Source organism: Sphingomonas sp. PP-CE-1A-559 (genome assembly GCF_004340965.1).
Lineage (GTDB): Bacteria > Pseudomonadota > Alphaproteobacteria > Sphingomonadales > Sphingomonadaceae > Sphingomonas.
On record NZ_SLYA01000001.1, the window covers coordinates 746,661 to 772,590 of the forward strand.

The window sequence follows — 25,930 nt, forward strand, 5'->3', positions numbered from 1 at the left end:
ATCCTGACGAAAGTCAGGATCCAGGATCACGAGGGACGGCGTTCGTAGTTATAGGTCCTGACTTCCGTCAGGGTGACCGGGCGTGGGCGGCAAGTCACGGATGCATTGAGCGTGGGTGGGCTGACGAATCCGCCAGCATCCACGCCAGCGCCGTTTCGCGGTCGTCGAACACCGCCATGTCGTCGCGCACCGACGCGATCCGCTTGACCTGCAGCCGCGCGAGCTTGCCCTCGGTATAAAGCGCTACCCTGCGCGACTTCAGCGGCATCGACACCGCCACGCGTTGCAGCATCGTAATTACCTCCTGCGGCTGGATCGCGGACTTCGAGAAATTGCAGAGCAACATGTGGCGCTTGCCCGTCGCCAGCACGCGACGCGCCTCCCGCTCGAGATCGCGCAGGAAGTCCTCGACATGCGCGATAGTCCAGAACCCCGAGGCCTCGACTTCAATGATCCCCGACCCGAGATCCGTGGTAATACTGTGCATGACGCCTCCGTTGGGAGGTCGCATCGGGCCACGCGGTTTAACACAAGGTAAGGAAACCGTAACGGATGCGAACGCACCCGAATGCGGTCAGCCTGTCGCCATCCGATCGTCGAACAGGCCGAACATCAACGTCGAGGCGTACATCGCGATCGCCCGCTCGCGCGGCATCGTCGACGCCCATTTGCGCATGTCGAACGCCGCGTTCTGGAGCGCCATCAACGCCTGTGCGGCGATCAGCGCATCGACCGCGCGGATCGAGCCTTCGCCGATGCCGTCCATCATCATCCCCGCATAGCGCCGCGCGATGCCGTTCGATCGATCGACCATCGCGTTGCGCACGCCGACCGGAAGGCCGCTCAGCGCCGTTGTGCGGAGCAACGGACCCCGTTCGGCGAACTGGACGTCGAGCAAGGTCGCGACGGTGCTCGACAATTTGTGCCAATAGCTCCCGCCCTCGGCCTCGCCGCGGCTCTGGGCATCGGCGATCGTGTCGAAGCTGCGGCGATAACACGCGATGACGAGATCGTCCTTCGCATCGAGATGGTGGTAGAAGCTGCCCTTGGTGACGTTCAGCTCGGACGCAATCTTCTGCACCGAGGCGCCGCGATAGCCGAGTTCGTTGATCAGGCGCGTCGCGGCGAGCAGGAACGCCTCGCGGCCCGGCTCCGCCTCGTCATGGCTGAGGTCGAGCAGGGTAGGCGACCATTCGGCGTTCTTGCCGGCGATGCCGTGCGCGAACACGTCCATCAGCCGTTCCTCGACACGGCCGTACTGGTCGGGCTCGTAGCGCGTCAGCCAGATCGGCAACCAGAACGTGTTCTCGAGCAGGACATGCGCGCGGGCGCCGTTGAGATCGGTCTGCGCGCGCGACGAGGTCGGGCCCCACAACAGGCGTGTACGGCGGAACACCTCGCGCCAGCCCGCCATCAGCCGGCCGCGCATCGGCTCCTCGGTCGCGCGCAGATCGGAGAGGACCGCGAACGCCTTTTCCTCGCCGCGCTGGATCCGCCCGAGCCGGTCCATATTGAGCGCAAGATAGCGCCGAACGCGTTCCTCCGGCGTCGCTTCTTCCGCCGCGACGTCGAGCATCGCGATCAGCGATTCGAGCGTGTTCTCGAACGCCGCCGCCGCCAAGTCTTCCTTGCGCTTGAAATAATAGGTAACGCTGGTCGTATTGAGGCCGACGCGCCGCGCCACGTCCGCGAACGTCATGCCCTTGGCACTCTGTTCGTTGATCGCTTCTGCCGCCGCGGCGAGGATCGCGTCACGCTTCGCACGGAAGCGCTTGGTGCCCTGTTCGCTCTCGTCGCTGGCCTCTGCCGGAACCTTCATCGAAACACCCTAACAGCTTCGATTTGAAGATACAGTGCTTTTTAGGCGCTTTCAGGGCGGACTTGAAAACATGCTTTCCGGGCCCCTCCACACGCTTTACCGAATACGCGGTATGGTCTAACTCGCCTCCAAAGCGATTACGAACGGAGAGCCCGCATGGATTTTACGCTGAGCGAACGAGAGACGTATTTCCGGGATCGGGTCCGGGATTTCATCGATCAGAATATCCGCCCGCGACAGGCCGATTACGATCAGCAGGCGCATGAGGGCGAGCGCTGGAAGGTGATTCCGGTGATCGAGGAGATGAAGGAGAAGGCCAAGGCTGCGGGCTTGTGGAATTTCTTCATGCCGCCGCATTCGGGCCAGACTCACGTCGACGACTCGTTCGAGTTCGAAGGCACGCAGCTGACCAATCTCGAATATGCGTTATGCGCGGAGGAGATGGGCAAGGTCAGCTGGGCGAGCGAGTGCTTCAACTGCTCGGCGCCCGATACCGGCAACATGGAGGTGTTTCACCGCTATGGCACGCGCGAGCAAAAGGACCGGTGGCTCGGGCCGTTGATGCGCGGCGAGATCCGCTCGGCGTTCCTGATGACCGAGCCTGCGGTGGCATCGTCGGACGCAACCAACATCGAGACGTCGATGGTGCGCGATGGCGATCACTACGTCATCAACGGCACGAAATGGTGGTCGAGCGGCGTCGGTGATCCGCGCTGCAAGATCGCGATCGTGATGGGCAAGACGTCGTTCGAGGGTTCGCGGCACCAGCAGCAGAGCCAGATCCTCGTGCCGATGGACACGCCCGGCGTGACGATCAAGCGGATGCTGTCGGTGTATGGCTATGATCATGCGCCGCATGGGCATGGCGAAGTCGTGCTGGAGAACGTCCGCGTGCCGGTCGAGAACGTGCTGCTCGGCGAGGGGCGCGGGTTCGAGATCGCGCAGGGGCGGCTTGGGCCGGGCCGCATTCATCACTGCATGCGCACCATCGGCGTGGCCGAGACCGCGATCGAGGCCATGGCACGCCGCCTGCTCGACCGGGTCGCGTTCGGCAAGCGGATCGCCGACTTCTCGGTCTGGGAAGAGCGGATCGCGACGGCGCGGATCGATATCGAGATGACTCGTTTGCTGTGCCTCAAGGCGGCGGACATGATGGACAAGGCGGGCAACAAGTCGGCGCAGATCGAAATCTCGATGATCAAGGTCGCCGCGCCGAACATGGCGCTCAGGATCCTCGACGACGCGATTCAGGCGCATGGCGGCGGGGGGGTCTCGGGCGATTTCCGGTTGGCGCACGACTGGGCGGCGATGCGGACTCTCCGGTTCGCGGATGGCCCGGACGAGGTCCACAACCGCTCGATCGCGCGCAACGAGTTCGGGAAATACGGCGACTTCCGTAAGGGCGGCGTTTCCAGCGGGGATGTCGGGGTGAGCCGGTAGGTTTTCTCCGTCCGTTCGTCCGCTATCCCCCGTCATCCCAGCGAAAGCTGGGATCTCCCCATTCGGGTCGCGGCGCCTGCCAACCGGGATACCCCAGCTTTCGCTGGGGTGACGGATTTGGTGGAGGGGCGGACTTCGGAATGACGGGCTGGGTGGAGTGCCCCGACCACAAGAAATGCGAAAGGCAGACATGAAAGCCGCAGTCCTTTTCGAAGCCAACACCCCGCTCACCATCGAGGACGTGACCGTCTCGAAGCCGACGGCGCATGAGGTACTGATCCGCACCGTCGCGGTCGGCGTGTGCCGGTCCGACCTACATTTTGTTGACGGCGCCTATCCGCACGCGATGCCGACGATTCCGGGGCATGAGGCTTGCGGTGTGGTCGAGGCGATCGGCGACGAGGTGCGCGGCGTTAAGGTCGGCGACCATGTCGTCACCTGTCTCTCGGCGTTCTGCGGCCAATGCGAGTTCTGCGTCACCGGCCGGATGTCGCTGTGCATCGACGCCAGCGTGCGCCGTCCCAAGGGCGCCGCACCGCGCCTCATGCTCGGCGACCGGCCGATCGCGCAGATGCTGAACCTCAGCGCCTATGCCGAGATGATGCTGGTCCACGAACATGCCTGCGTGGCGATCGACCGCGACATGCCGATGGACCGCGCGGCGCTGCTGGGCTGCGCGATCACGACGGGGGCGGGGGCGGTGTTCAACACCACTGACGTGACGCCGGGCGAGACGGTGTGCGTGGTCGGCTGCGGTGGCATAGGCCTCGCCGTCGTGAACGCGGCGAAGATCGCCGGCGCGGGGAAGATCATCGCGCTCGATCCCGTTCCCGAGAAGCGCGCGATGGCGGAGAAGCTCGGCGCGACACACAGCATCGACGCGCTGTCCGACACCGCCGCGGACGAGGTCGTCGCGATCACCAAGGGCGGCGTGCACCATGCGATCGAGGCGGTCGGCCGTGCGCAATCGGCGGCCACCGCGGTGAAGGTCCTGCGTCGCGGCGGCACCGCGACGATCCTCGGCATGATGCCGCTCGGCGAGAAGGTCGGGCTGTCGGCGATGGACCTGCTGTCAGGCAAGCGGCTGCAGGGCGGGTTCATGGGCTCGAACCGCTTCCCGGTCGACATCCCGCGGCTGGTCGATTTCTACATGCGCGGGTTGCTCGATCTCGACACGATCATCGCCGACCGGATGCCGCTGGAGCGGATCAACGACGCGTTCGACGAGCTTCGTCGCGGTGACACCACCCGCAGCGTGATCACATTTTCGTGAGCGACGCATCGACCAGCATGGTCGGCACGATAGAGGTCGGCGAGCGCGACAAGCTCGACCTCGACGCGCTCGGGGCGTGGATGACCGCTAACGTCCCCGGGTACGCTGGCCCGCTCACCTACGCGAAGTTCGCCGGCGGCCAGTCGAACCCGACCTACCGCCTCGACACGCCGGAGTGCGCCTACGTCCTGCGTCGGAAACCGTTTGGCCCGATCCTGCCGAGCGCACACGCCGTCGATCGCGAATACCGTGTGATCGCCGGGCTACATCCGACCGGCTTCCCGGTCCCACGGCCCTATGGCCTCTGCGAAGACGCGGCCGTGATCGGCTCGGCCTTCTACGTCATGGAGATGGTCGAGGGCCGGACGATCTGGGACGGCGCGATGCCCGGCGCGACTCCGCCCGAGCGCACCGCGCATTACGAGGCGATGGTCGACACGCTCGCCGCGCTCCACAACACCGATTACGCGGCGGCAGGGCTCGGGGAGTTCGGCAAGCCCGGCAATTATTTCGAGCGCCAGGTCGGCCGCTGGACCAAGCAATACCGCGCCGCCGAAACCGAGCATATGGACTCGGTCGAGCGCCTGATCGAGTGGCTCCCGCGCACGCTCCCCGAGCAGACACGTACCGCGATCGTCCACGGCGACTACCGCATCGACAACATGATCTTCCCGCCGTCGGAGCCGAAGGTCATCGCGGTGCTCGACTGGGAATTGTCGACGCTGGGCGATCCGCTCGCGGACTTCTCGTATTTGCTGATGAGTTGGGTGACCGAACCCGAGGGGCGTTCGGGCGTGCTTGGCATGACCGGGCCGGAGACGGGCATTCCGACGATCGAGCAGGTCGTAGACCGCTATTGCGCCGCCACCGGCCGTGACGGCGTGCCTGATCTGAACTGGTATTTCGCCTACAACCTCTTCCGCCTGACAGGCATCGTTCAGGGCATCAAGAAGCGCATCATCGACGGCACTGCGTCGAGTGCGCAGGCGGAGAAGACGGTGGCGAAGATCCACGGGCTCGCGGACGCGGCTTGGGGCTTCGCGGTGAAGGCAGGGGCCTGATTCCTCTCCCGCTTGCGGGAGGGGTTAGGGGAGGGGCTGACCTTCCCCGGCATGAAACGATGCGGAAAGATCGGGCCCTCCCCCGACCCCTCCCGCAAGCGCAAGGGGAGCAGAAGAAGATGTCGCAGTTCGACCTTACCGGCATGGTCGCCATCGTCACGGGATCGTCGCGAGGTATCGGCTTGGCCTCCGCACGCGAACTGGCGGAACACGGCGCGAAAGTCGTGATCTCCAGCCGCAAGCAGGACGCCTGCGACACCGTCGCCGCGGAACTTAACGCCAGGTTCGGCGAAGGCACAGCGATCGCCATCGCCGCCAACATCTCCGACAAGGCCGGTCTCCAGCACCTCGTCGACCAGACCCGCGCCCAGCTCGGTCGCATCGACATCCTCGTCTGCAACGCCGCCTCGAACCCCTATTACGGCCCACAAGCCGGTATAGCCGACGACCAGTTCCGGAAAATCCTCGACAACAACATCGTCTCCAACCACTGGCTGATCCAGATGGTCGCGCCCGAGATGCTGGAGCGCCGCAGCGGCAGCATCATCATCATATCGTCGATCGGCGGCTTGCGCGGCTCGTCGGTGATCGGCGCGTATTGCATCAGCAAGGCCGCCGACATGCAGCTTGCGCGCAACCTCGCCGTCGAGTTCGGCCCGTCCAACGTCCGCGTGAATTGCATCGCGCCCGGCCTGATCAAGACCGACTTCGCTCGCGCCTTGTGGGAAGACCCGCAGCGGATCGAGGCGGCGAACACGAGCGTGCCGCTCCGCCGGATCGGCGAGCCGGAAGAGATCGCGGGCGCGGTCGTCTTCCTAGCGTCGTCGGCAAGCAACTTCATGACCGGCCAGACGATGGTCATCGACGGCGGCGTCACGATCTAACCGAAGGACCAAGCGATGCGCTTTACCGACAAATCGATCATCGTTACCGGCGCAGGTTCCGGCATAGGCCGCGCCGCTGCGCTCCTGTTCGCGAGCGAAGGGGGCAAGATCATCGTTGCCGACAAGACCGAGGGCGCCGACGAAACCGCGCACCTCATCACGCAGGCCGGCGGCACGGCGAAGGCGATCCGCATCGACGCTGGACTCGAAGAGGACGTGATCCGCACCGTGGCGCTCGCCTGCGACAGCTTCGGCGGACTCGACGTAATGTTCGCCAATGCGGGGATCTCGGGCGGCATGGCCAACCTGTTCGACACCGACGTCGCACTGATCACCGAAGTGTTGCGCGTCAACCTGATCGGCCCGTTCCTCGCGATCAAGCACGCCGCGCCGCGGATCGCCGAGCGAGGGAAGGGCGCGATCGTCCTCACCGCCAGCGTCGCCGGCATCCGCTCCGGCGCCGGCTCGCCCGCCTATTCCGCGTCGAAGGCCGGCGTCATCAACCTCGCCGCCGTCTCTGCCCAACAACTCACCGGCTCGAACGTCCGTGTCAACGCGATCTGCCCCGGCCTCACCGAGACCGGCATGACCAAGCCCGTCTTCGACTACGCACGCGAGGCGAACAAGATGGACCGCGTCGGTCGCCTCAACCCGCTCCACCGCGGCGCGCAGCCCGAGGAACTCGCCAAGGTCGCGCTGTTCCTGGCCTCCGACGACGCCAGCTACGTCAACGGCCAGGCGATCGCGGTCGACGGCGGCCTCTCGTCGAGCCATCCCGTCACGCGGCAGGAATACGGCAAGACCGCCGCCTGACCGATGATGCTGTCGGGTCGCGGCGTTTCGGCCGCTGGATACGCTTGCGCAACGACTTTTGCGGGACCATTTGCGACGTGCGGACGTTGAGCGTCCGACCCCATAAAGGAGAACCCCCATGGCTTTCGAACTCCCACCGCTGCCGTATGCCTATGACGCGCTCGAGCCGGTGATCGACCAGGAAACGATGAAGTTTCATCACGACAAGCATCACGCGGCGTACACTGCGAAGCTGAACGAAGGTGTCGAGAAGGACTCCGCGCTGGCGGGCAAGTCGATCGAGGACATCCTCGGCATGATCTCGTCGCAGCCGCCGCTGGTCCGCAACAATGGCGGTGGTTTCTGGAACCACGACTTCTTCTGGAAGACGATGGCAGCCAAGAACGGCCAGGCACCGTCGGGCAAGCTCGCCGAGGCGATCGATCGCGACTTCGGCAGCCTCGACAAGCTGAAGGAAGAGTTCAACACCAAGGGTGCGGGGCAGTTCGGCTCGGGCTGGGCATGGCTGATCGCGGATGCGAGCGGCAAGCTGAAGGTGACGAGCACGCCGAACCAGGACAATCCGCTGATGGACGACGCCAAGGAGCCCGGCACGCCGTTGCTCGGTAACGACGTCTGGGAGCACGCGTATTACCTGACGTACAAGAACGACCGTCCGGGCTATCTAAAGGCTTGGTGGGACATCGTGAACTGGGACGTCGTCGGCGAGCGCTACGCGAAGGTTGCTGGCTGACCCTGAATTCCCCTCCCACTTGCGGGAGGGGCTAGGGGAGGGCGCGACGTACGTACTGGCGTCCGGTCTGTTGGTCAGGCCCTCCCCCGACCCCTTCCGCAGGTGGGAGGGAAGTAGTAGATTACCCTTCGGGCGGCAGGTCGGTCACGGCTTTGTCGCCCGTTTGCAATCCGTGCTTCAGCAGCATCGGAATGTTGGCGAACGCGAAGAGCAGCGTCAGCGGGATGGCACCCCAGAGCTTGAAGCCGACCCAGAAATCCCAGGTGGTATTGCGCCACACGGCCTCGTTCAGCACCGCCATGAGCACGAAGAACACCGCCCAGTTGCGCGTCAGCTTGCGCCAACCATCGGCGGACAGACCGGGGTAAGCGGTGGCGAGCAGCGACTGGAGCAGCGGGCGCCCGGTGACGAGCCCGAACGTCAGGATCGCCGCGAACATCGCGTAGATGATCGTCGGCTTCATCTGGATGAAGCGCTGGTCGTGGAAATAGATCGTCAGCCCGCCGAACACGACGATCAGCGCACCCGACAGCCACAGCATCGGCGAGATGTGGCCGGTCTTGACCTTCGACACGATCATCGCGGCGATCGTGGCGATGATGAACGCGGTGGTCGCGGCGACGACGCGGACGATCGGCAGGCCGGGCGTGAGGAAGTTCACCGCGAAGAAGACCGCGAGCGGGCCGTAGTCGACCGCCATGCGGAGGCCGGGGGAGAGGGGGGGCTTGGTTGGGGTCACTGGGTTTTCGCTTCCTGGGGGCGGGTGCGTGCGGGCATGTACCTCGATACAGGCCCTCGACAAGCTCGATCCTTACTCGGCACGAACGGGGGCAGTTCGGGAGGGCGTCTGTCAGCCCGCCGTTCGTCCCGAGTAGCCGTCGAGCTTGTCGAGATGGCGTATCGAAGGACGTTCCGAGCGTTACTTCCGGACGCTCTCAACCCCGGCGATAATGCGGCTCACCTCGTTCGCATCGAATGGGCGGAGGTCCGTCATACCTTCGCCGATGCCGATTGCGTGGATCGGAAGGCCGTATTTCTCTGCCGCCGCGACCAGAACGCCGCCGCGCGCGGTACCGTCGAGCTTGGTCATCACGAGGCCGGTGACGCCCGCGACCTCCTTGAAGACCTCGATCTGCTGGAGCGCGTTCTGGCCGGTCGTCGCGTCGAGCACCAGGACGATGTCGTGCGGGCTTTCCGGGTTGATTCGGCCGAGGACGCGGCGGATTTTTGCCAGCTCGTCCATCAACTCGCGCTTGTTCTGGAGGCGGCCGGCGGTGTCGACGATTAGCACGTCGATGCCGGTCTCGGTCGCCTTCTTGACCGCGTCCCATACCACGCCCGCCGCGTCGCCGCCCTCGGGACCGGTGACGATCGGTACGCCGACACGCTCGGCCCAGGTGCGGAGCTGGCCGATCGCGGCGGCGCGGAAGGTGTCGCCCGCGGCCAGCATCACGCCGTAATCCTGCTCCATCAACAGGTGCGCGAGCTTGGCGATGGTGGTGGTCTTACCCGAGCCGTTGACGCCGATGACGAGGATGACCTGCGGGCGCGGAAAGGCGTCGATCTCGATCGGTTTCGCGACCGTCGCGAGCACCTTCTCGACCTCCTCCGCGACGATCACGCGGATGCCGAGTTCCTCCATGTTGCGTTCGAAGCTGCCTTCGGACAGGCGGCGGCGGATGCGGCCGGCGGTCTCGGGACCGAGGTCGGAGGCGATCAGCGCTTCCTCGATGTCGTCGAGCGTCGAATCGTCGAGCCGCGCGCCGCCGAGGCCGGCGAGGTTGCCGACAAGCCGGTCGGAGGTACGCTTGAAGCCGCCGATCAGCTTGTCGTGCCAGGTGGGGGTGGTGCTCATGATGGTTCTCGTGTTGCGCTAAGGCGGTCGGATGTAGCGCCGGTGATCGTGATGCGGACGATGTCGCCGGGTATGGCCGGTTCGTCCAGCAGGGCTTCTGCGAAATTGCCGATATGCCCGCGGTCGCCGGGGCGTTCGACGAGCAGATCCTGCGATGTGCCGACCAGCGTTCGCAGCCAGTTCGCTCGCGCGGTTTCGCCGGCGTCGCGGAGGAGGGCGGCGCGGTGGCGGCGGACTTCAGGCTCGACCTGCGGCATGCGCGCGGCGGGGGTGCCGGCGCGGGGCGAATAGGGGAAGATGTGCGGGTGGACGATCTGGCAGTCGTCGATCAGCGCGCGCGTGTTGGCGAACATCGCCGCATCCTCGGTCGGGAAGCCAGCGATCAGGTCCGCGCCGATCGCGATGTCGGGGCGGGCGGTCTTGAGGCGCTCCACGAGGGCGACGCTTTCGGCGCGCGAATGGCGGCGCTTCATGCGCTTGAGGATCATGTCGTCGCCGGCCTGGAGTGAGAGGTGGATGTGCGGCATGATCCTGCGCTCGGTCGTCAGCAACGCGAAGAGGCGGTCGTCGATCTCGATGCCGTCTAGCGAGGAGAGACGCAGGCGTTCAAGTGCGGGCACGTGGTGCAGTATGCGTTCGACGAGGTGGCCGAGCGTCGGCGCGCCGGGGAGGTCGGGACCGTAGCTGGTGAGGTCTACGCCGGTCAGGACGATCTCGCGGTGGCCTGCGTCGACGAGCCCGGCGATCCGGTCGACGACCGCGCCAGCGGGCACCGAGCGGCTAGGGCCGCGGCCGAACGGGATCGCGCAGAAGGTGCAGCGGTGGTCGCAGCCGTTCTGGACTTCTACGAACGCGCGGGCGTGCGCTGAGAAGCTGGCGGCGAGGTGGGGTGCGGTCTCGCGGACTTGCATGATGTCGGAAACGACGACCGGGGCGTCAGTCCCCCAGGCTTGCGACGTCAGCTTGTCTGCATTGCCGATGACGCGGTCGACTTCGGGCATTGCCGAGAAGCTCGCGGGGTCGATCTGAGCGGCGCAGCCGGTGACGACGATCTGCGCGTCCGGCCGATCGCGTTTGGCGCGGCGGATCGCGACCCGCGTTGCCTTCACCGCGGCGTTGGTAACCGCGCAGCTGTTGACCACGACCATGTCGCGCCCGGCGACGAGCGCGCGGATGGTCTCGCTTTCGGCGATGTTGAGGCGACAGCCGAGGCTGATGACCTCTGGCTGCGGGGCAGATGGCATGCGGCGCGATTTAGGAGGGGCGGGGGGGGAAGTCCACGGTTGGTGTTGCGGGGGGCGTCCTACACTTTAGTCTCCTGCGAACGCAGGAGCCCAGGGCATCAGCCGGAGCGCTGCTTGGGCCTGGGCTTCCGCGTCCGCGGGAGAACGGATTGGGGAGCCGCCTCCATATAATACCACCCCGGCGGAGGTCGGGGTCCAATTGGGGGGGCGTCGCTAACGACGGACGGCGCGCCGTTACTTCGACCTTCCCAATTGGGCCCCGGCCTTCGCCGGGGTGGTCTTTGGGTTAGGAAGCGAAGGACCGGCAACTAATACCGGCGCTCGCGTTACCCCGCCAACCGCGGTGCAATGCCGCGCGGCGGTGGCACGCTCCGGTCGGGGCGTTGCGCCAACAAGCGTTTCTCCGCCAGCAACCGCCGGACCTGTGCCGCACCCAGCGGGCGCCCGTAGAGATACCCCTGGCCCTTCGCGCATCCCATCCCGCGCAGGCGTTCCTCGATCGCTGCGTCTTCGATCCCTTCTGCGGTCGTCGGCAGGTTGAGGCTGTCCCCCAGCCGCACGATCGTGTTCACGATCGCCATGCTCTCCGGATTGTCCAGGATCGACGAGACGAAGCTCTTGTCAATCTTGATCCGGTCGAACGGCAGCGCGCGAAGATGCGCCAAGCTCGAATAACCGGTACCGAAATCGTCGAGCGCGAGGCGGATGCCCTGATTCTTCAGGCTGCCAACGATCGACTGTGCGAGCGGCAGGTTGTCGAACAGTGCGCTCTCGGTGATCTCGATCTCGAGCCGGCTGGCGGGGAAGCCCGTTTCGACCAGCGTCTTGATGATCTTCTGCGCGAGCCACGCATCGCGCAACTGTAACGGCGAGACGTTGACCGACAGCGTGAGCCCGGCGTCCCAGTCGCGCGCGGCGGCGAACGCTTGGCGCATGATCGACAGCGACAGGTCGCCGATCAGTCCGGTTTCCTCCGCGATCGGGATGAACACGTCGGGCGCAATCATGCCGCGCGTCGGATGCTCCCAGCGCGCCAGCACCTCGAAACCGGTGATGAGGCCGGTGGTCAGGTCGACCTGCTGCTCGAAATACGGGACGACTTCCTGCGCCGGGATAGCGCTGCGGAGCCCGGCTTCGAGTTCACCGCGCAGTTGCAGCGATCGCTCCATCGAGGTGTCGAACCACGCATGACGACTGCGCCCGGCGGTCTTGGCCGCGTGAAGCGCGATGTCGGCGTTGCGCAACAAGGCGTCGACCGAGGCGCAGTCGCGATCGGAGCGGGCGATGCCGATTGAGACGCTGGTGTGGATATCGACGCCGTTAGTGCGGAACGGTACTGCAAGCCCGGCGACCATGCGCTTGGCAATCCGGTCGGCGACGTTCTTGTGCGCGGAGTCGAAGACGAATGCGCAGGCGAACTCATCTGCGCCCAGCCGAGCGAGCAGGCTGGTACCGGGCGCGATCGCTGCGATCGTCTCCGCGACATGAGCGAGCAACAGGTCGCCTACCGCATAGCCGTGCAGATCGTTGACGCTCTTGAAGTGATCGATGTCGATCGTCAGCATGGCCATCGCCTTGCCGCGGCGGCGCGTACTGGCGAACAGTGCCGCGCCGTCTTCGGACAGGCTGCGGCGATTGAGCAAGCCGGTGAGCGGATCGCGTTGCGCAAGCGCGTGAGCGTGGCGGCCGGCGTCGGACAGAATACTCAACTCTTCCGACAGGGCCCGGTATCGGAACCAGCCGAGCATGATCAGCGCCGCGTTCAGCAACAGCGCTGCGACCAGGCCGTGATCGATTACCGCATCGCTGCCGTGCCAATGTGCCAGTGCCTTGACGACCGCGGTGCCGGCGGTGCCGACGAACAGAAGCAGTGCGGCGCCCGTTACGGCGCCGGTCATGAATTCCCGACTGATGTTGCGGAGCGAAAATCTCGCCGCCGACTTTACGGTCATGGGGTTGGCCTGTTCGGTCTCTTGCTTGGGTGGCGGTGTGGCATGCGACACGTGTAAGATATGTTAAGAAGCCGTATAGGCGGGGCGAGGCGAGGCGCGGGCGCGATTGGTTGCGCGAGATAAGAGTGAATTGAACCGAGGTACGAATGTCTCCCCGCGAAGGCGGGGACCCAGTCTGGACTCCCGCCTTCGCGGGAGAACAAGGAGAGGTGTCGATCAACGTCCCTCCGCTCGGGAACCCATCTTGCATCCCGAACCGCATTCCAGTAGGTGGCAGCCCACGTTCCGTTACGGGGCGCATTGGACGAGCATCCAAGGATGCACGCTGGCCGGCGAGGTTTCGCCCGCCGGCGCTTTTGCGTTTGGTAACGGTGTATGGGAGTATTTCGATGTTCGAAAGCCTGAGCGATCGACTTGGCGGCGTCTTCGACCGCCTTCGCGGCCGGGGTGCGCTGACCGAGGCGGACGTGCGCGCGGCGATGCGCGAGGTGCGCGTCGCGCTGCTCGAAGCCGACGTCGCGCTGCCCGTCGCCCGCGAGTTCGTCGAGAAGGCGACCGAGAAGGCGATCGGCCAGAACGTCCTGCGCTCGGTCACGCCGGGGCAGCAGGTCGTCAAGATCGTCAGCGATGCGCTGGTCGAGATGCTCGGCTCGGATGCCGTCGAGCTGGAGCTGGGCGTCACGCCGCCGGCCGTGATCATGATGGTCGGCCTTCAGGGCTCGGGCAAGACGACCACGACCGCCAAGATCGCCAAGCGGCTGGCGGCAGGGCAGGCCAATTTCGGACAGGCCGGTCGCGAGCGCAAGAAGGTGCTGATGGCGTCGCTCGACGTCAATCGCCCGAACGCGCAGGAGCAGCTGGCGACGCTCGGCACGCAGATCGACGTCGCGACGCTGCCGATCGTGGCTGGCCAGCAGCCGGTCGATATCGCCCGCCGCGCGATGCAGGCGGCCAAGCTCCAGGGCTATGATGTCCTGATGCTCGACACCGCGGGTCGACTCCATGTCGACCAGGCGTTGATGGACGAGATGAAGGCGGTCGCCGACGTTGCGAACCCCGCCGAGATTCTGCTCGTCGTCGACTCGCTGACCGGCCAGGACGCGGTCAACGTCGCGCAGAACTTCAGCGACCAGGTGCCGCTGACGGGTATCGTGCTGACCCGCATGGACGGCGATGCCCGCGGCGGCGCGGCGCTGTCGATGCGCGCGGTCACCGGCAAGCCGATCAAGTTCGCGGGCACCGGCGAGAAGCTCGATGCGCTCGAGGCGTTCCATCCGGAGCGCGTCGCTGGTCGCATCCTCGGCATGGGCGACGTCGTCAGCCTGGTCGAGCGCGCCGCGGAGTCGATCCAGGCCGAAGACGCCGAGCGGATGGCCGCCAAGATGGCCAAGGGTCAGTTCGACATGAACGACCTGCGTGCCCAGCTGGCGCAGATGCAGCGGATGGGCGGGCTCGGCGCGCTGGCGGGGATGATCCCCGGCATGAAGAAGGCGCAAGGCGCGGTCGCGTCGGTCGGTGGCGAAAAGGTGCTGGTGCACATGGACGCGATGATCGGTTCGATGACGATCAAGGAGCGCAACAAGCCCGAATTGATCAACGCCAAGCGCAAGATCCGCATCGCCAAGGGCTCCGGGACGACCGTCCAGGAGGTCAACAAGCTGTTGAAAATGCACCTCGAAATGTCGACCGCCATGAAGAAGATCAAGAAGATGGGCGGCATGAAGGGCATGATGGCTATGCTCGGCAAGGGCGGCCTTGGCGGCGGTCTTGGCGGCATCGGCAATGCGATCGGTGGGCCGCAGATGGGCGACATGCTCAACAAGGCCGGTGCTGGTGGCCTGCCGGGCGGCGGCGGTGGTCTGCCGGGGCTTGGTGGCCCCAAGATGCCGCAGATGCCGGCCGGTTTCGACGATTTTCTGAAGAAGAAATAACCTCCTTATCCAACCACGACACCTCGGCTCGCGCCGAGGAATCTATCTAGAAAACGAAGGAAAATATCATGGCAATCAACATTCGCCTCGCGCGCGGTGGCTCCAAGAAGCGTCCTTACTACAAGATCGTCGTTGCCGATGCGCGCTCGCCGCGTGATGGCCGCTTCATCGAGAAGATCGGCAACTACAACCCGCTCCTCGCCAAGGACAACGAGCAGCGCGTGCAGCTCGACGCCGACCGCGCGAAGCATTGGCTGAGCGTCGGCGCGCAGCCGACCGACCGCGTCGCGCGCTTCCTCGACCAGGCTGGCGTGCTCGAGCGTTCGGCGCGCAACAACCCGAACAAGGGCAAGCCCGGCGAGAAGGCCACCGAGCGCGCCGAAGAGCGTGCGACCAAGGCGGCGGAAGCTGCCGAGGCCGAGGCCGCTGCGAAGGCGGCACCTGCTGCCGAGGCAGAGGCTCCTGCTGCTGCCGAGACCGAAGAAGCCGCTTCGTAAGACAGCGCTTCTGGAGTGGGGCAGGGCGTGATCGTCCTACCCCTCTCCGTCATGCCGGGCTTGTTCCGGCAACCACCCGTCCGCGGATTCGAGAGAATTGGGTACGCGGAGCGGTGGACCCCGGAACAAGTCCGGGGTGACGACGGGCGGGAGACAACCCCCGCTCCGACTACGGGTCGCCAACCGCACCCGATCCGGACTTCATGCGTTCTTCCTCGGTAACCCCGAACAGGAGCGCATGATGGTCCCCGAAACCGACCCCCGCACAGCCCCCGCACCCGAGGACATCGAAGATGCCACCAACCAAGGCGTCTCCGCCGACGACCCCGCCGAAGGCTCCGACGACACCCCCGGTCGCGATGAAGGCTCCGCGCAAGGCTGACGTGACGCTCGCCGTCGTCATCGGTGCGCACGGCATCGGTGGCGAAGTGCGGCTGAAGGTCTTCGCTGAGAATTTCGGAAGCTATAAGAGCTTCAACAACGGCGCGCTGTCGCTGAAGTCCGCCCGCAACGGTAACAACGGCATGATCGCGCGCTTCGCCGAGGTTGCCGATCGTAACGCCGCCGAGGCGATGCGCGGAACCGAACTTACGGTGCCGCGGTCTTCGCTGCCGCCGCTGGAAGACGGTGAATATTATCACACTGATGTGATCGGGCTGGATGTCGTCTCGACCGATGGCGAGGCTATCGGACGGGTCGTTGCGATCGATAATTTTGGTGCTGGCGACGTGATCGAGATCGAACGGCCGTCCGTGGACGACAAGCCCGGCAAGCGCTTCATGATACCGATGCGCCCTGAAGCCGTTCCCGAATGGGATGCCGACCGGCTCATTGTCGAGGCTTCGTTCGCCGCCGAGTAACGCGGGCTTACCTTAAGTCACTTGGTCTCCCGCAAAGGCGGGAGCCCAGTCTGGGTCCCCGCCTTCGCGGGGAAACAATCTCCTTCGAGCGTGCGCTTACCGCCATAGCGGCTTTTGCTCGGCGAGCATGTTGCGGATCGTCGTTGCGGCGACGCCTGCCTCGCCCATCGCGTGGCTGATCTGGTCGAGGCCCTTCACCACGTCGCCCGCCGCGAACAGGCCGGGGATCGAGGTGCGCTGGTGCGAGTCGACTTCCAGACACCCGTCCTCGGATGCGCGCGCGCCTGCTGCGACGGCCAGTTCCGAACGGATGATTGACCCGAGCGCGGGATAGATGCTGTCGAACGATAAGCGTCCGTCGACCGTGTCGAGTGCGAGCTTGTCGCCCTCAATTGCATAGTTGCCGCAGGGACCACCGACGCGGATGATGCCGGCTTCGTCTAGCGCCGCTTCGCATTCCGGATTGAGATCGTGGCCGCCCTCGGGTGCTATCAGCGTTACGTCCTTTGTGTATCCGCGCAGGAACAGTGCCTCGCGCATGCCGTGGTCGCCGGTGCCGATGATGCCTACGCGCTTGTCGGTGACCTCGTAGCCGTCGCAGATCGGGCAGTAGCGGAGCAACCCGGCTTCGAGCGCTTCGTCGTGGATGGCGTCGGGCATGTTGGGGCGGTTGTTCACGACTCCGGTGGCGAGCAGCACGCTCCGCGCTCGCGCTCGGCGATCGCCGAGCCGTACGATGAAGCCGTCGTCCTCCACCTCGATCGCATCTACCCGCACGCCCTCGCGGACTGCGCCATAGGTTTCCGCCTGCGCCAGCATCCGGGCGAGCAGGTCCGTGCCGCGGATGCCTTCGGGATAGCCGGCATGGTTGTGCGTGCACGGGATCAGCGCGGCGCGGCTGCTGCCGCAATCGAACAGGCGGATCGAGAGGTGGAACCGCGCGAGATAGATCGCCGCGGTGAGGCCCGCCGGGCCGGCGCCGATGATGATGCAATCGTCCATCCGCCGCGAGCGTTTCGGCAGCGTAATTGTTCCGTCGCGCCGATCCGTATAGGTGCTGGGCGCATTCGGCGCCGCACGCTGGCGCAAACGCTTAGAGAATTGGACGCTGTGACTTTCGCTGCCACGATATTGACGCTGTATCCGGAGATGTTTCCGGGGCCGCTGGGGACCTCGCTCGCGGGGCGGGCGCTGGGGGAGGGGCGGTGGTCTTGTTCGCCGGTGCAGATCCGGGACTTTGCTACCGACAAGCACAAGTCGGTGGACGATACGCCGGCGGGGGGCGGGGCCGGGATGGTGCTGCGGGCCGACGTGGTCGCCTCGGCGATCGACAGCGTTGCGGATGGGCGGCCGGTGCTGGCGATGACTCCTCGGGGGAAGCCGCTTACCCAGGAGCGTGTGCGCGAGTTCGCGCAGGGCCCCGGCGTCACCATTCTGTGCGGCCGTTTCGAGGGGTTCGACGAACGGCTGTTCGAGGCGCGGGAGATCGAAGAGGTCTCGATCGGCGACTACATCCTGTCGGGTGGCGAGATGGGCGCGCTGGTGCTGCTCGATGCTTGCATTCGGCTGCTGCCCGGCGTAATGGGCGCGGCTTCTAGTGGGGATGACGAGAGCTTCGAAACGGGGCTGCTCGAATATCCGCATTATACCCGACCTCAATCATGGGAAGGGCGCACGATCCCGCAGGTGCTGCGATCGGGGGATCATGCGAAGATCGCTGCATGGCGCAAACGCCGGGCGGAGATCGATACACGGTCACGGCGACCGGACCTTTGGGAGCGCCATGAGGGCGTTCGGGTCCAGTCGCCCTCTGGCGCGCAGCGACACGAGGACGAGACATGAACCTGTTGCAGACGATCGAAGCCGAGAACATCGCGAAGTTCCTGGCCAACAAGACGATCCCCGATTTCCGCCCTGGCGACACGCTGAAGGTCGGCGTGAAGGTCGTCGAAGGCGAGCGCACGCGTATTCAGAACTACGAGGGCGTGTGCATCGCGCGCTCGAACAAGGGTATGGGCTCGAACTTCACCGTGCGTAAGATGAGCTTCGGCGAGGGCGTCGAGCGCGTCTTCCCGCTCTACTCGCCGAACGTCGATTCGATCGAAGTCGTCCGCAAGGGCGCCGTGCGTCGCGCCAAGCTGTATTACCTGCGTGGCCGCACCGGCAAGGCAGCGCGTATCGCCGAGCGTCGCGACATGCGCCCTGCCAAGGGCACCGCAGCCGCCGAGTAATCGGAGACTGTTCGAGTTGGAGAAGGGCGCGGGGGCGATGGTCCCCGCGCCCTTTTTCGTTGTGCGCCTGAAATCAATGTCTTGCAGCGATGCTGCGGTGCGGAAGTGCACGAAGTTCACAGTCTCACAGCGTTCTGCACATCGCCCGATATGAGGTCCGATAGGAGCGTGGGCCGAGGGTGATGCATGCGGGATAGGGGCGGGGTTGGGCATCCGCTGAGGGTGCGCTCCGAGGCGCGTGTAGGACAGCGGATTAGCGTGTCGGCCAGCGGCGGCCGTGGTGTCTGCGCGATTTCTCCGTCCTTCGGGGCGTCGGAGGTGGTTGTCGGGTCGGATAGGGACGCGCGTTGTTGCACGGACCGGCTGCCGCTTCCTTGTTCTCGCGCCCGCTTCCTTGTTCTCCCGCGAAGGCGGGAGCCCAGTCTGGGTCCCCGCCTTCGCGGGGAAACACGTCTTGCTGGCGGATTGGGATGGCCTCTGTCTGGACCGCACGAGGCCTTGCCACATGGAGCGCGCTCGCGTGGGCATGCCCCACCCCGACCCTCCCCTGAAGGGGAGGGAGTTTTCGTCGTGCCACCATGCAATTTCGGCGCGTCACGCAACGCACTGACATCCTCGTGCGGGCGGAGAACCCTATCCTCGGGACTTATGATCACATTGCGCCACCGAGCGCAGCTCAAGGAATGGATTCACGCGAAGGCGCTAAGGCGCGAAGAGAAGACCGGGCAAGTGCGCTAAATAAGCTGCTTCTCTTCGCGCCTTAGCGCCTTCGCGTGAACATGCCCTTCTCCGTCATCCTGACGAAAGTCAGGACCCAGGATCACGAACGCCGCGCTGCTTGGCTCTGGGTCCTGACTTTCGTCAGGATGACGGCGTGGGTGGGGAGGCCCTCAGCCTGTAATAATGAACGCTGCCCGTCTGATGGGCGTACCTCAGGAGCGTACGCGTCTCGGGTGGCCTGCAGAACCGCCGCCAGCCCGCCTCAAGCATCCGTCAGGCGTCGCGCCACGTGCCGGGCTCCAGACCCGCCACGGTCCAGTCGCCGATGCTCCACCGGACCAGCCGCAGCGTGGGGTGGTCGATCGCGGCGGTCATGCGGCGGACTTGGCGGTTGCGGCCTTCGCGGATCGTTATCTTCAGCCAGCAATCGGGGATGCTCGCGCGGACCCGGATCGGCGGTACGCGCGGCCAGAGGTCGGGTGCGGCGATCCGCTCGACGTCGGCGCGGGCGGGGCCGTCCTTCAGCAGGACGCCGCCGCGCAACCGATCGAGTGCGTCCTCGCCCGCATCGCCCTCGACCTGCACGAGATAGGTCTTGGCTAGCTTGAACTTCGGGTCCGCGATCCGCGCCTGGAGGCGGCCGTCGTCGGTCAGCAGCAACAGCCCTTCGCTATCGCGGTCGAGCCGCCCCGCCGGATAGGCGCCCGGCACATCGATGAACTGCGACAGCGTCGCGCGCGGGGTCGGACTGTTCACGTCGGTGAACTGGCTGAGCACGTCGTACGGTTTGTTGAACAGGATTATCCGGGGCATGGTGGGGGTTTAGAGGCATTGTCGACCCGGTTCGACCGTAATTCCTCCCCTGCAAGGGGAGGTGGCAGCGCACGGCGCTGACGGAGGGGTGACCCACTCACGATGGTCGACACCCCTCCGTCGCTTCGCGCCACCTCCCCTTACAGGGGAGGATAGGGGGGCGATTTTTCGGCTTGGTTTCGACCGCAGTCATCGTTCTGAGAGACTGCATTGGTGGAGCCGACGGGGGGGCGAAGTAATCGGATTTAACCGTTGGAAAAAAGTCGTTTTATTTTGAGATGCTGCTGCGGTTGGTACATTCGGATGCAACAGCTTGCAGGGCAGTTAGCTAGGTTCGATCTGTCATGTTTGATTGGCGTTGAGAACTAAAGGCGAACGGGTCATACCCGCGATATGAAAGCAGCCAAGCGTCCTACAGCCGTACTTCTGGCCCTAGCTTACGCGGGGTGGGAGCTAGTCCTAAAGCCGATCTGGACGCTAAACGTTGAAAGGGTTGCAACGGTCCGCGGGCTAGATGTTACCGGGTGGAAATTACAAAGCATAAGCAACTGGTGGAGCCACCTAATTTCCTACTTGCCAAGCTCATTTGGCTTAGGATTTGTGGTCGGTGCATTGCTATTTGCTTATTGGGATGCCATCGTACGCGTATTTAGGAAGAATGTTCTGAGGGTGCCCCAACTCAGCGGTGTACGCGTATGGGTTGGGAGTATGTCTCCATTTTTTGATCCGAATGACCGCTCCAATTTAACTCTTGTTGTATCTATTGTGAATCTTGGAGTGCCGGTACGTATAACTGGAATATCGGGAAACATAATTCTGAGGTGCCAGAGCTATGGAAGCAACCGCCGTCAAGAGATGGAACTTACAACGCCGTCTATTGATAACCCAAGTGCACATAGTGAAGAATTGAATTTCGGCTACACCGCAATTTTATCTATCAAACAGCCCATACCTTCTCCTTTGCAGAAGGAGGTGTTCGATATGTTCGGGAGGCAGCCTTTTCCTAGTATGCGTTTCTCTAAGCTAGACATTCAGCTAGCGGCGGACACCGAAACGAAACCACAAAGACTCAAGCTATGGGACAGTATGCGTATGAGCGCCGGGGAGTGGCAGGTCCGATCAGTAGAAACGATGAGGATCTATAAGACCGATGAGGAACATGATGCGGCTCGCAAAACCCTAACGTCCGCACTGGCTAAGTTGGCTGCCATAGGCCGCGATTGGTAATCCCCGTGAGGTGAACGAGGTTCAGGCGAATGCCGGCGGGGCGCTGTTGCTCTTTCGGCGTGAACCTCAGTGCGGATGCCAGCCCACGTTGGACGCGGCTACAAATTAGAAAAGGCCGCGGTGTTTCCACCGCGGCCCGTCCTTTCGATCAGCAATTGCAAACCCTTACTGGTCGAGGAAGCTCCGCATCTTCCGTGACCGCGACGGATGCTTCAGCTTCCGCAGCGCCTTCGCCTCGATCTGGCGAATGCGCTCACGCGTAACCGAGAACTGCTGGCCGACTTCCTCGAGCGTGTGATCGGTGTTCATGCCGATGCCGAAACGCATGCGCAGCACGCGCTCTTCGCGCGGGGTGAGCGACGCCAGCACCCGCGTGACCGTCTCCTTGAGGTTCGCCTGGATCGCGGCGTCCACCGGGATGATCGCGTTCTTGTCCTCGATGAAGTCGCCGAGATGCGAATCCTCCTCGTCGCCGATCGGCGTTTCGAGGCTGATCGGCTCCTTGGCGATCTTCATCACCTTGCGCACCTTCTCGAGCGGCATGGAGAGGCGCTCGGCCATCTCCTCCGGGGTCGGCTCGCGGCCCTGCTCGTGGAGGAACTGGCGGCTGGTGCGGACCAGCTTGTTGATCGTCTCGATCATGTGGACCGGGATACGGATGGTCCGCGCCTGGTCCGCGATCGAGCGGGTGATCGCCTGGCGGATCCACCACGTCGCATAGGTGCTGAACTTGTAGCCGCGACGATACTCGAACTTGTCGACCGCCTTCATCAGGCCGATATTGCCCTCCTGGATGAGATCCAGGAACTGAAGGCCGCGGTTCGTGTATTTCTTGGCGATCGAGATCACCAGCCGCAGGTTCGCCTCGACCATCTCCTTCTTGGCGATGCGCGCCTCGCGCTCGCCCTTCTGGACCATGTTGACGATCCGGCGGAACTCGGTGAGCGCCATGCCGGTCTGCTGCGTGATGTCGGCGATCTCGGCGCGGATGCGCTCGACCGCCTCGCCCTCGTTGGCGACGAACGCGGTCCACTTCTTGTCGACCTTGTTGACCGTCGTCAGCCAGTTCTCGTCGATCTCGTGACCGATATAGCGATCGAGGAAGTCCTTGCGCGGCACCTTGTGGCGCTCGGCGAGGCGCAGCATCTGGCCGCCCAGCGCGGTCAGGCGACGGTTATAGGCATAGAGCTGATCGACCAGATATTCGATCTTGGCGTTATGGAACTGGACGCTCTCGACTTCCGCCGTGAGTTCCTCGCGCAGCTTCTGATACTTGCGCTCGTCGGCCGCGGAGAAATCGCCGCCGATGCCCATTGCGTCGACGCGGCTCTGCTGGATCTTGCTGAACTTCTTGTAGAGCGCGGTGATGCTGGCGAACCGCTCGAGCGCGATCGGCTTGAGCTGCTCCTCCATCTGCGCGAGGCTGAGGGTGTTGTCCTCCTCCTCGTCGTCCGATGCGCGGGGAGCACGACGCTCGCCGTCCTCGTCTTCGTCGGCGGACGGCTCTTCGGGCTCGGCCTCTTCCTTGAACGAGGGACCGGCGTTCTTCTCGCTGATCTCGCCATCGTCGGCTTCGCCGTCCTCGGCCATCGCTTCGGGGGCAGGGTCCTTCGACAGCATCGCGTCGAGATCCATGATCTCGCGCAGCTGCATCGTGCCCTCGTTCAGCGCGGTCGACCAGTCGATGATCGCGTTGAAAGTGATCGGCGATTCGCACAGACCCAGGATCATCGTGTCGCGACCCGCCTCGATGCGCTTGGCGATCGCGATCTCGCCCTCGCGGCTGAGCAGCTCGACCGCGCCCATCTCGCGCAGGTACATGCGGACCGGATCGTCGGTGCGATCGATGGTCTCTTTCTTCTTCTCGATCGCGGGGCCTGTGTCGGCATCCGCGTCGGCGGCCTCCGGCTCGTCCTCGTCGTCCTTGGCGGGCTCGGTCTCGCCGTCTTCACCAGCTTCGTCGTTCTCGACGATGTTGATGCCCATCTCGCTCAGCGCGGCGCTGATGTCCTCGATCTGGTCGGACGACATCTCGCCCTGCGGCAGCGCTTCGTTGAGCTGCTCATAGGTGATGTAGCCGCGCTTCTTGGCGCGCGCGATGACCTTCTTGATCGACGCATCGTTCATGTCGATCAGCGGCGCATCGCCGGTTTCGTTCGTCTCGGCGGGTTCCGCCATGTTCGCCTTAGCCATCAATCGCCCTCGGTACCCAACGCTCGGGCGTCTTCGTTCGACTGTACAAGATTTGCAAGTCGGACTTCCAACGCCTGTTTCTCTCTTACCATAGCCACTTGTCGTTCGAACGCATCTTCGGTGAAGTGCGTCTGCATCGCCGCGGTCGCCTGCTTGAGTGCCGCGTCTACCTCAGGGCGGGCGACCATGATCGCGATCGCCTCGTCGAGGTCGGCACGGACGCGGGCTGGATCGGCCGTGGTCTGCGTGAACGAATAGGGCATCGTATCGGCTCTCAACAGGTCACTCGCGACTGAATTGAAACCGGACCTCGCCAATATGGTGAGCAAGCGCCCGCTATCAAGCTTCTGGTCCTCAAGTGCAACATCTACGACCGCTTCGAACAATCGCCCGAGCGCGCCGTCGATCATTTGCAGCGAGCCGAGCACCTCCATGTGGCGCGCGATCTCGACCGGGTGGCGGATCAGGCCGGCGAGGACGGCCTTCGCCAATACGCGGTCGATGCCGGTGGCGAGGAAGGCCTTCGCATCTTCGGTGACCGGTGCGGCGGGGGGCTTCCAGCCGCCTTTGGGGCGCTCGCCTCTGGGCACGAATGGCGCGCGCACCGGTTTGAAATGCTCGTAGAAGCGGTTCTTGAACTCGGCGTGATATTGCTGCTTCACCGATGGGTCGGCGATGCCTTCCGCAACTTCGTGGAGGCGGCGCTTTAGGCCGGCGCGCTGTTCGGGGGTGTCGAGCGCCTCGGCGGCGACTTCGGACGCCCAGAGCCGGTCGACGAGCTGTTCGGGGGTCTTGAGCAACGCCTCGAACGCGCCGGGGCCGCCGGCACGGACGAGGTCGTCAGGGTCCTGGCCTTGGGGGAGCGTGACGAAGGCGAGGCTGCGGCCGGGCGCCAGTAGCGGGAGCGCGCGGTGGGCGGCCCTGAGCGACGCCTTCTGGCCGGCGCCGTCGCCGTCGAAGCAGAGCAGGGGGACGTCGACCATCCGCCACAGCCGTTCGAGCTGCGCTTCGGTGAGGGCGGTGCCGAGGGGGGCGACCGCTTCGCCGAAGCCGGCCTGGGCGAGTGCGATGACGTCCATATAGCCCTCGACCACCAGCACGCGGCCCGACTTGCGCGAGGCGGGGGCTGCTCGATCGAGATTGTAGAGCGTGCGGCCCTTGTCGAAGAGTGGCGTGTCGGGGGAGTTGAGGTATTTCGGCTCGCCGCCGTCGAGCACGCGACCGCCGAACGCGATCGTCCGGCCGCGGGGGTCGCGGATCGGGATCATCAGGCGGCCGCGGAACCGGTCGTACGGGTCCTTGCCCTCGACATTGATGAGCATGCCGGATTCGACCAGCATCGGGTCGCCGTACTCCTTCAGCGCGGTCTTGAGCTTGCCGCGGCTGTCGGGGGCGAACCCCATGCCGAATGCGCGCGCCGTCTCGGGTTTGATCCCGCGGCGGTTGAGAAGGGCGCGGGCTTCGGTGCCGGGGAGGCCGTTTAGTTGTTCCGTGAACCAGTCGGCGGCGTCGGACATGACCTCGTGCAGGCCCTTGGCGCGTTCGGCCTTGGCGGCGGACTGGCGGTCCATCGCGGGCATGTCCATGCCCGCCGCCTGGGCAAGCTCCTTTACCGCATCCATGAAGGGCAGGCCGCGCTGGTCGGTCATCCACTTGATCGCGTCGCCGTGCGCGGAGCAACCGAAGCAGTGGTAGAAGCCCTTGTCGTCGTTGACGTAGAAGGAGGGCGTCTTCTCGTTGTGGAACGGGCAGCAGCCCTTATGCTCGCGGCCGGCCTTGGTGAGCTTGGTGGTCTTGCCGACGAGGGCGCTGAGCGAGGTGCGGGCGCGGAGTTCGTCGAGGAATTGCGGGGTTAGGGCCATGGGGTGACTTTGGTGGGGGTGGTTTGTGCGGCCAGGCCCTCCCCCGACCCCTCCCGCAGGCGGGAGGGGAGTAGAAGGGAAGTTGCGTTCGCGGCGGGCGGAACCGAATCCCCCTTCCGCTTGCGGGAGGGGTTAGGGGAGGGGCGTTCCGCGAGCACGCGCCCGATCTCGGCCACCACGCCTTCGATCCGCTCCAAAACGTCGTTGTTCCAGAACCGGATCACACGGTAGCCTTGTTGTTCGATGAAGTGCGTCCGCCGGGCGTCATCGTCGGACTGCCAGCCATGCTGTCCGCCGTCGACCTCGACCACGAGCTTCGTAGCACGGGACACGAAGTCGCAGATGAACGGACCTATCGGGACTTGGCGATTGAACCGCACGCCGGAGGTTCGGCGTGCGGCGAGGTGCTGCCACAGCGCGCTCTCTGCACGCGTCGGGTTGGTGCGGAGTGCTCGGATTCGGGTGCGTTGTTCCAATGCTCCGTCTCCTGTGTGGCAAAGCCCTCCCCCGACCCCTCCCGCA

Annotated in this window: 24 protein-coding genes; 13 read left to right on the forward strand and 11 right to left on the reverse strand. The window is 64.8% G+C overall.

What is annotated here, in order from left to right; genetic code table 11:
* Window positions 1–94: 94 nt before the first annotated feature.
* Window positions 95–487 (reverse strand): hypothetical protein, encoded by a 393-nt coding sequence (locus tag C8J42_RS03340; protein WP_056062242.1) that lies wholly within the window; start codon window positions 485–487, stop codon window positions 95–97.
* An 87-nt stretch (window positions 488–574) separates the two neighbouring features.
* Window positions 575–1,819: a TetR/AcrR family transcriptional regulator gene (locus C8J42_RS03345; protein ID WP_133018859.1), complete on the reverse strand. Its 1,245-nt coding sequence runs from the start codon at window positions 1,817–1,819 to the stop codon at window positions 575–577.
* A gap of 156 nt (window positions 1,820–1,975) precedes the next feature.
* Between C8J42_RS03345 and C8J42_RS03350 the strand changes: the two genes are divergently transcribed.
* From C8J42_RS03350 to C8J42_RS03375, 6 genes are all read left to right on the forward strand, one after another.
* On the forward strand, window positions 1,976–3,259 hold the full coding sequence (locus C8J42_RS03350) for an acyl-CoA dehydrogenase family protein (RefSeq protein WP_056062247.1): 1,284 nt from the start codon (window positions 1,976–1,978) through the stop codon (window positions 3,257–3,259).
* 190 nt (window positions 3,260–3,449) lie between these two features.
* Entirely contained in the window at window positions 3,450–4,532 is a 1,083-nt protein-coding gene (locus C8J42_RS03355) for a Zn-dependent alcohol dehydrogenase (protein ID WP_133018860.1), read from the forward strand.
* A gap of 17 nt (window positions 4,533–4,549) precedes the next feature.
* Window positions 4,550–5,593: a phosphotransferase family protein gene (locus C8J42_RS03360; RefSeq protein WP_133019206.1), complete on the forward strand. Its 1,044-nt coding sequence runs from the start codon at window positions 4,550–4,552 to the stop codon at window positions 5,591–5,593.
* 119 nt (window positions 5,594–5,712) lie between these two features.
* Window positions 5,713–6,477: an SDR family oxidoreductase gene (locus tag C8J42_RS03365; RefSeq protein ID WP_133018861.1), complete on the forward strand. Its 765-nt coding sequence runs from the start codon at window positions 5,713–5,715 to the stop codon at window positions 6,475–6,477.
* Between the two features lie 15 nt (window positions 6,478–6,492).
* Window positions 6,493–7,290: an SDR family oxidoreductase gene (locus C8J42_RS03370; RefSeq protein WP_133018862.1), complete on the forward strand. Its 798-nt coding sequence runs from the start codon at window positions 6,493–6,495 to the stop codon at window positions 7,288–7,290.
* Window positions 7,291–7,408: 118 nt separating this feature from the next.
* Window positions 7,409–8,023, forward strand: coding sequence for a superoxide dismutase (locus tag C8J42_RS03375; protein ID WP_107952266.1), 615 nt, complete (start codon window positions 7,409–7,411; stop codon window positions 8,021–8,023).
* Between the two features lie 121 nt (window positions 8,024–8,144).
* Here the strand turns inward: C8J42_RS03375 and C8J42_RS03380 are convergent, their stop codons facing one another.
* The 4 genes from C8J42_RS03380 to C8J42_RS03395 all read right to left on the reverse strand — a co-directional run bounded on the left by C8J42_RS03380 (window position 8,145) and on the right by C8J42_RS03395 (window position 13,074).
* Entirely contained in the window at window positions 8,145–8,762 is a 618-nt protein-coding gene (locus tag C8J42_RS03380; protein ID WP_279388702.1) for a septation protein A, read from the reverse strand.
* Window positions 8,763–8,942: 180 nt separating this feature from the next.
* Window positions 8,943–9,878, reverse strand: coding sequence for a signal recognition particle-docking protein FtsY (gene ftsY, locus C8J42_RS03385; RefSeq protein ID WP_056051078.1), 936 nt, complete (start codon window positions 9,876–9,878; stop codon window positions 8,943–8,945).
* The gene (mtaB, locus tag C8J42_RS03390; RefSeq protein WP_133018863.1) at window positions 9,875–11,122 is read right to left on the reverse strand and encodes a tRNA (N(6)-L-threonylcarbamoyladenosine(37)-C(2))-methylthiotransferase MtaB; all 1,248 of its coding nucleotides are present in this window, start codon (window positions 11,120–11,122) and stop codon (window positions 9,875–9,877) included. Before mtaB ends, ftsY begins: the two co-directional genes overlap by 4 nt.
* Window positions 11,123–11,448: 326 nt before the next feature.
* On the reverse strand, window positions 11,449–13,074 hold the full coding sequence (locus C8J42_RS03395) for an EAL domain-containing protein (RefSeq protein ID WP_133018864.1): 1,626 nt from the start codon (window positions 13,072–13,074) through the stop codon (window positions 11,449–11,451).
* Window positions 13,075–13,463: 389 nt separating this feature from the next.
* Between C8J42_RS03395 and ffh the strand changes: the two genes are divergently transcribed.
* The 4 genes from ffh (at window position 13,464) to rimM (ending at window position 16,362) form a co-directional block, all read left to right on the forward strand.
* Entirely contained in the window at window positions 13,464–15,005 is a 1,542-nt protein-coding gene (gene ffh, locus C8J42_RS03400) for a signal recognition particle protein (protein ID WP_133018865.1), read from the forward strand.
* 68 nt (window positions 15,006–15,073) lie between these two features.
* Window positions 15,074–15,502: a 30S ribosomal protein S16 gene (rpsP, locus tag C8J42_RS03405; protein ID WP_056062272.1), complete on the forward strand. Its 429-nt coding sequence runs from the start codon at window positions 15,074–15,076 to the stop codon at window positions 15,500–15,502.
* A gap of 241 nt (window positions 15,503–15,743) precedes the next feature.
* Window positions 15,744–15,884, forward strand: a complete 141-nt coding sequence (locus tag C8J42_RS20005; RefSeq protein WP_165895412.1) for a hypothetical protein — start codon at window positions 15,744–15,746, stop codon at window positions 15,882–15,884.
* On the forward strand, window positions 15,862–16,362 hold the full coding sequence (rimM, locus tag C8J42_RS03410) for a ribosome maturation factor RimM (RefSeq protein WP_121904105.1): 501 nt from the start codon (window positions 15,862–15,864) through the stop codon (window positions 16,360–16,362). The genes C8J42_RS20005 and rimM overlap by 23 nt, the downstream gene beginning before the upstream one ends.
* A gap of 96 nt (window positions 16,363–16,458) precedes the next feature.
* Here rimM and C8J42_RS03415 read toward each other — a convergent pair whose 3' ends face one another.
* On the reverse strand, window positions 16,459–17,364 hold the full coding sequence (locus C8J42_RS03415) for an NAD(P)/FAD-dependent oxidoreductase (RefSeq protein ID WP_133018866.1): 906 nt from the start codon (window positions 17,362–17,364) through the stop codon (window positions 16,459–16,461).
* Window positions 17,365–17,472: 108 nt separating this feature from the next.
* Here C8J42_RS03415 and trmD point away from each other — a divergent pair, with 108 nt between their 5' ends.
* Window positions 17,473–18,204 carry a tRNA (guanosine(37)-N1)-methyltransferase TrmD gene (gene trmD / locus C8J42_RS03420; protein WP_133018867.1) on the forward strand — a complete coding sequence of 244 codons (732 nt, stop codon included), beginning with the start codon at window positions 17,473–17,475 and terminating at the stop codon, window positions 18,202–18,204.
* Entirely contained in the window at window positions 18,201–18,593 is a 393-nt protein-coding gene (gene rplS / locus C8J42_RS03425) for a 50S ribosomal protein L19 (protein ID WP_031395442.1), read from the forward strand. Before trmD ends, rplS begins: the two co-directional genes overlap by 4 nt.
* Window positions 18,594–19,586: 993 nt before the next feature.
* Here the strand turns inward: rplS and C8J42_RS03430 are convergent.
* Window positions 19,587–20,126, reverse strand: coding sequence for a pseudouridine synthase (locus C8J42_RS03430; RefSeq protein WP_133018868.1), 540 nt, complete (start codon window positions 20,124–20,126; stop codon window positions 19,587–19,589).
* Window positions 20,127–20,519: 393 nt separating this feature from the next.
* Here C8J42_RS03430 and C8J42_RS03435 point away from each other — a divergent pair, with 393 nt between their 5' ends.
* Entirely contained in the window at window positions 20,520–21,353 is an 834-nt protein-coding gene (locus tag C8J42_RS03435; RefSeq protein WP_133018869.1) for a hypothetical protein, read from the forward strand.
* A 165-nt stretch (window positions 21,354–21,518) separates the two neighbouring features.
* Here C8J42_RS03435 and rpoD read toward each other — a convergent pair whose 3' ends face one another.
* Genes rpoD through C8J42_RS03450 form a run of 3 tightly spaced genes read right to left on the reverse strand, consistent with a single transcriptional unit; the run spans window position 21,519 to window position 25,884 of the window.
* Window positions 21,519–23,546 carry an RNA polymerase sigma factor RpoD gene (gene rpoD / locus C8J42_RS03440; protein WP_056051057.1) on the reverse strand — a complete coding sequence of 676 codons (2,028 nt, stop codon included), beginning with the start codon at window positions 23,544–23,546 and terminating at the stop codon, window positions 21,519–21,521.
* Window positions 23,546–25,408 (reverse strand): DNA primase, encoded by a 1,863-nt coding sequence (gene dnaG, locus C8J42_RS03445; RefSeq protein WP_133018870.1) that lies wholly within the window; start codon window positions 25,406–25,408, stop codon window positions 23,546–23,548. Before dnaG ends, rpoD begins: the two co-directional genes overlap by 1 nt.
* Window positions 25,399–25,884, reverse strand: coding sequence for an endonuclease domain-containing protein (locus C8J42_RS03450; RefSeq protein WP_133018871.1), 486 nt, complete (start codon window positions 25,882–25,884; stop codon window positions 25,399–25,401). Before C8J42_RS03450 ends, dnaG begins: the two co-directional genes overlap by 10 nt.
* Window positions 25,885–25,930: the final 46 nt, after the last annotated feature.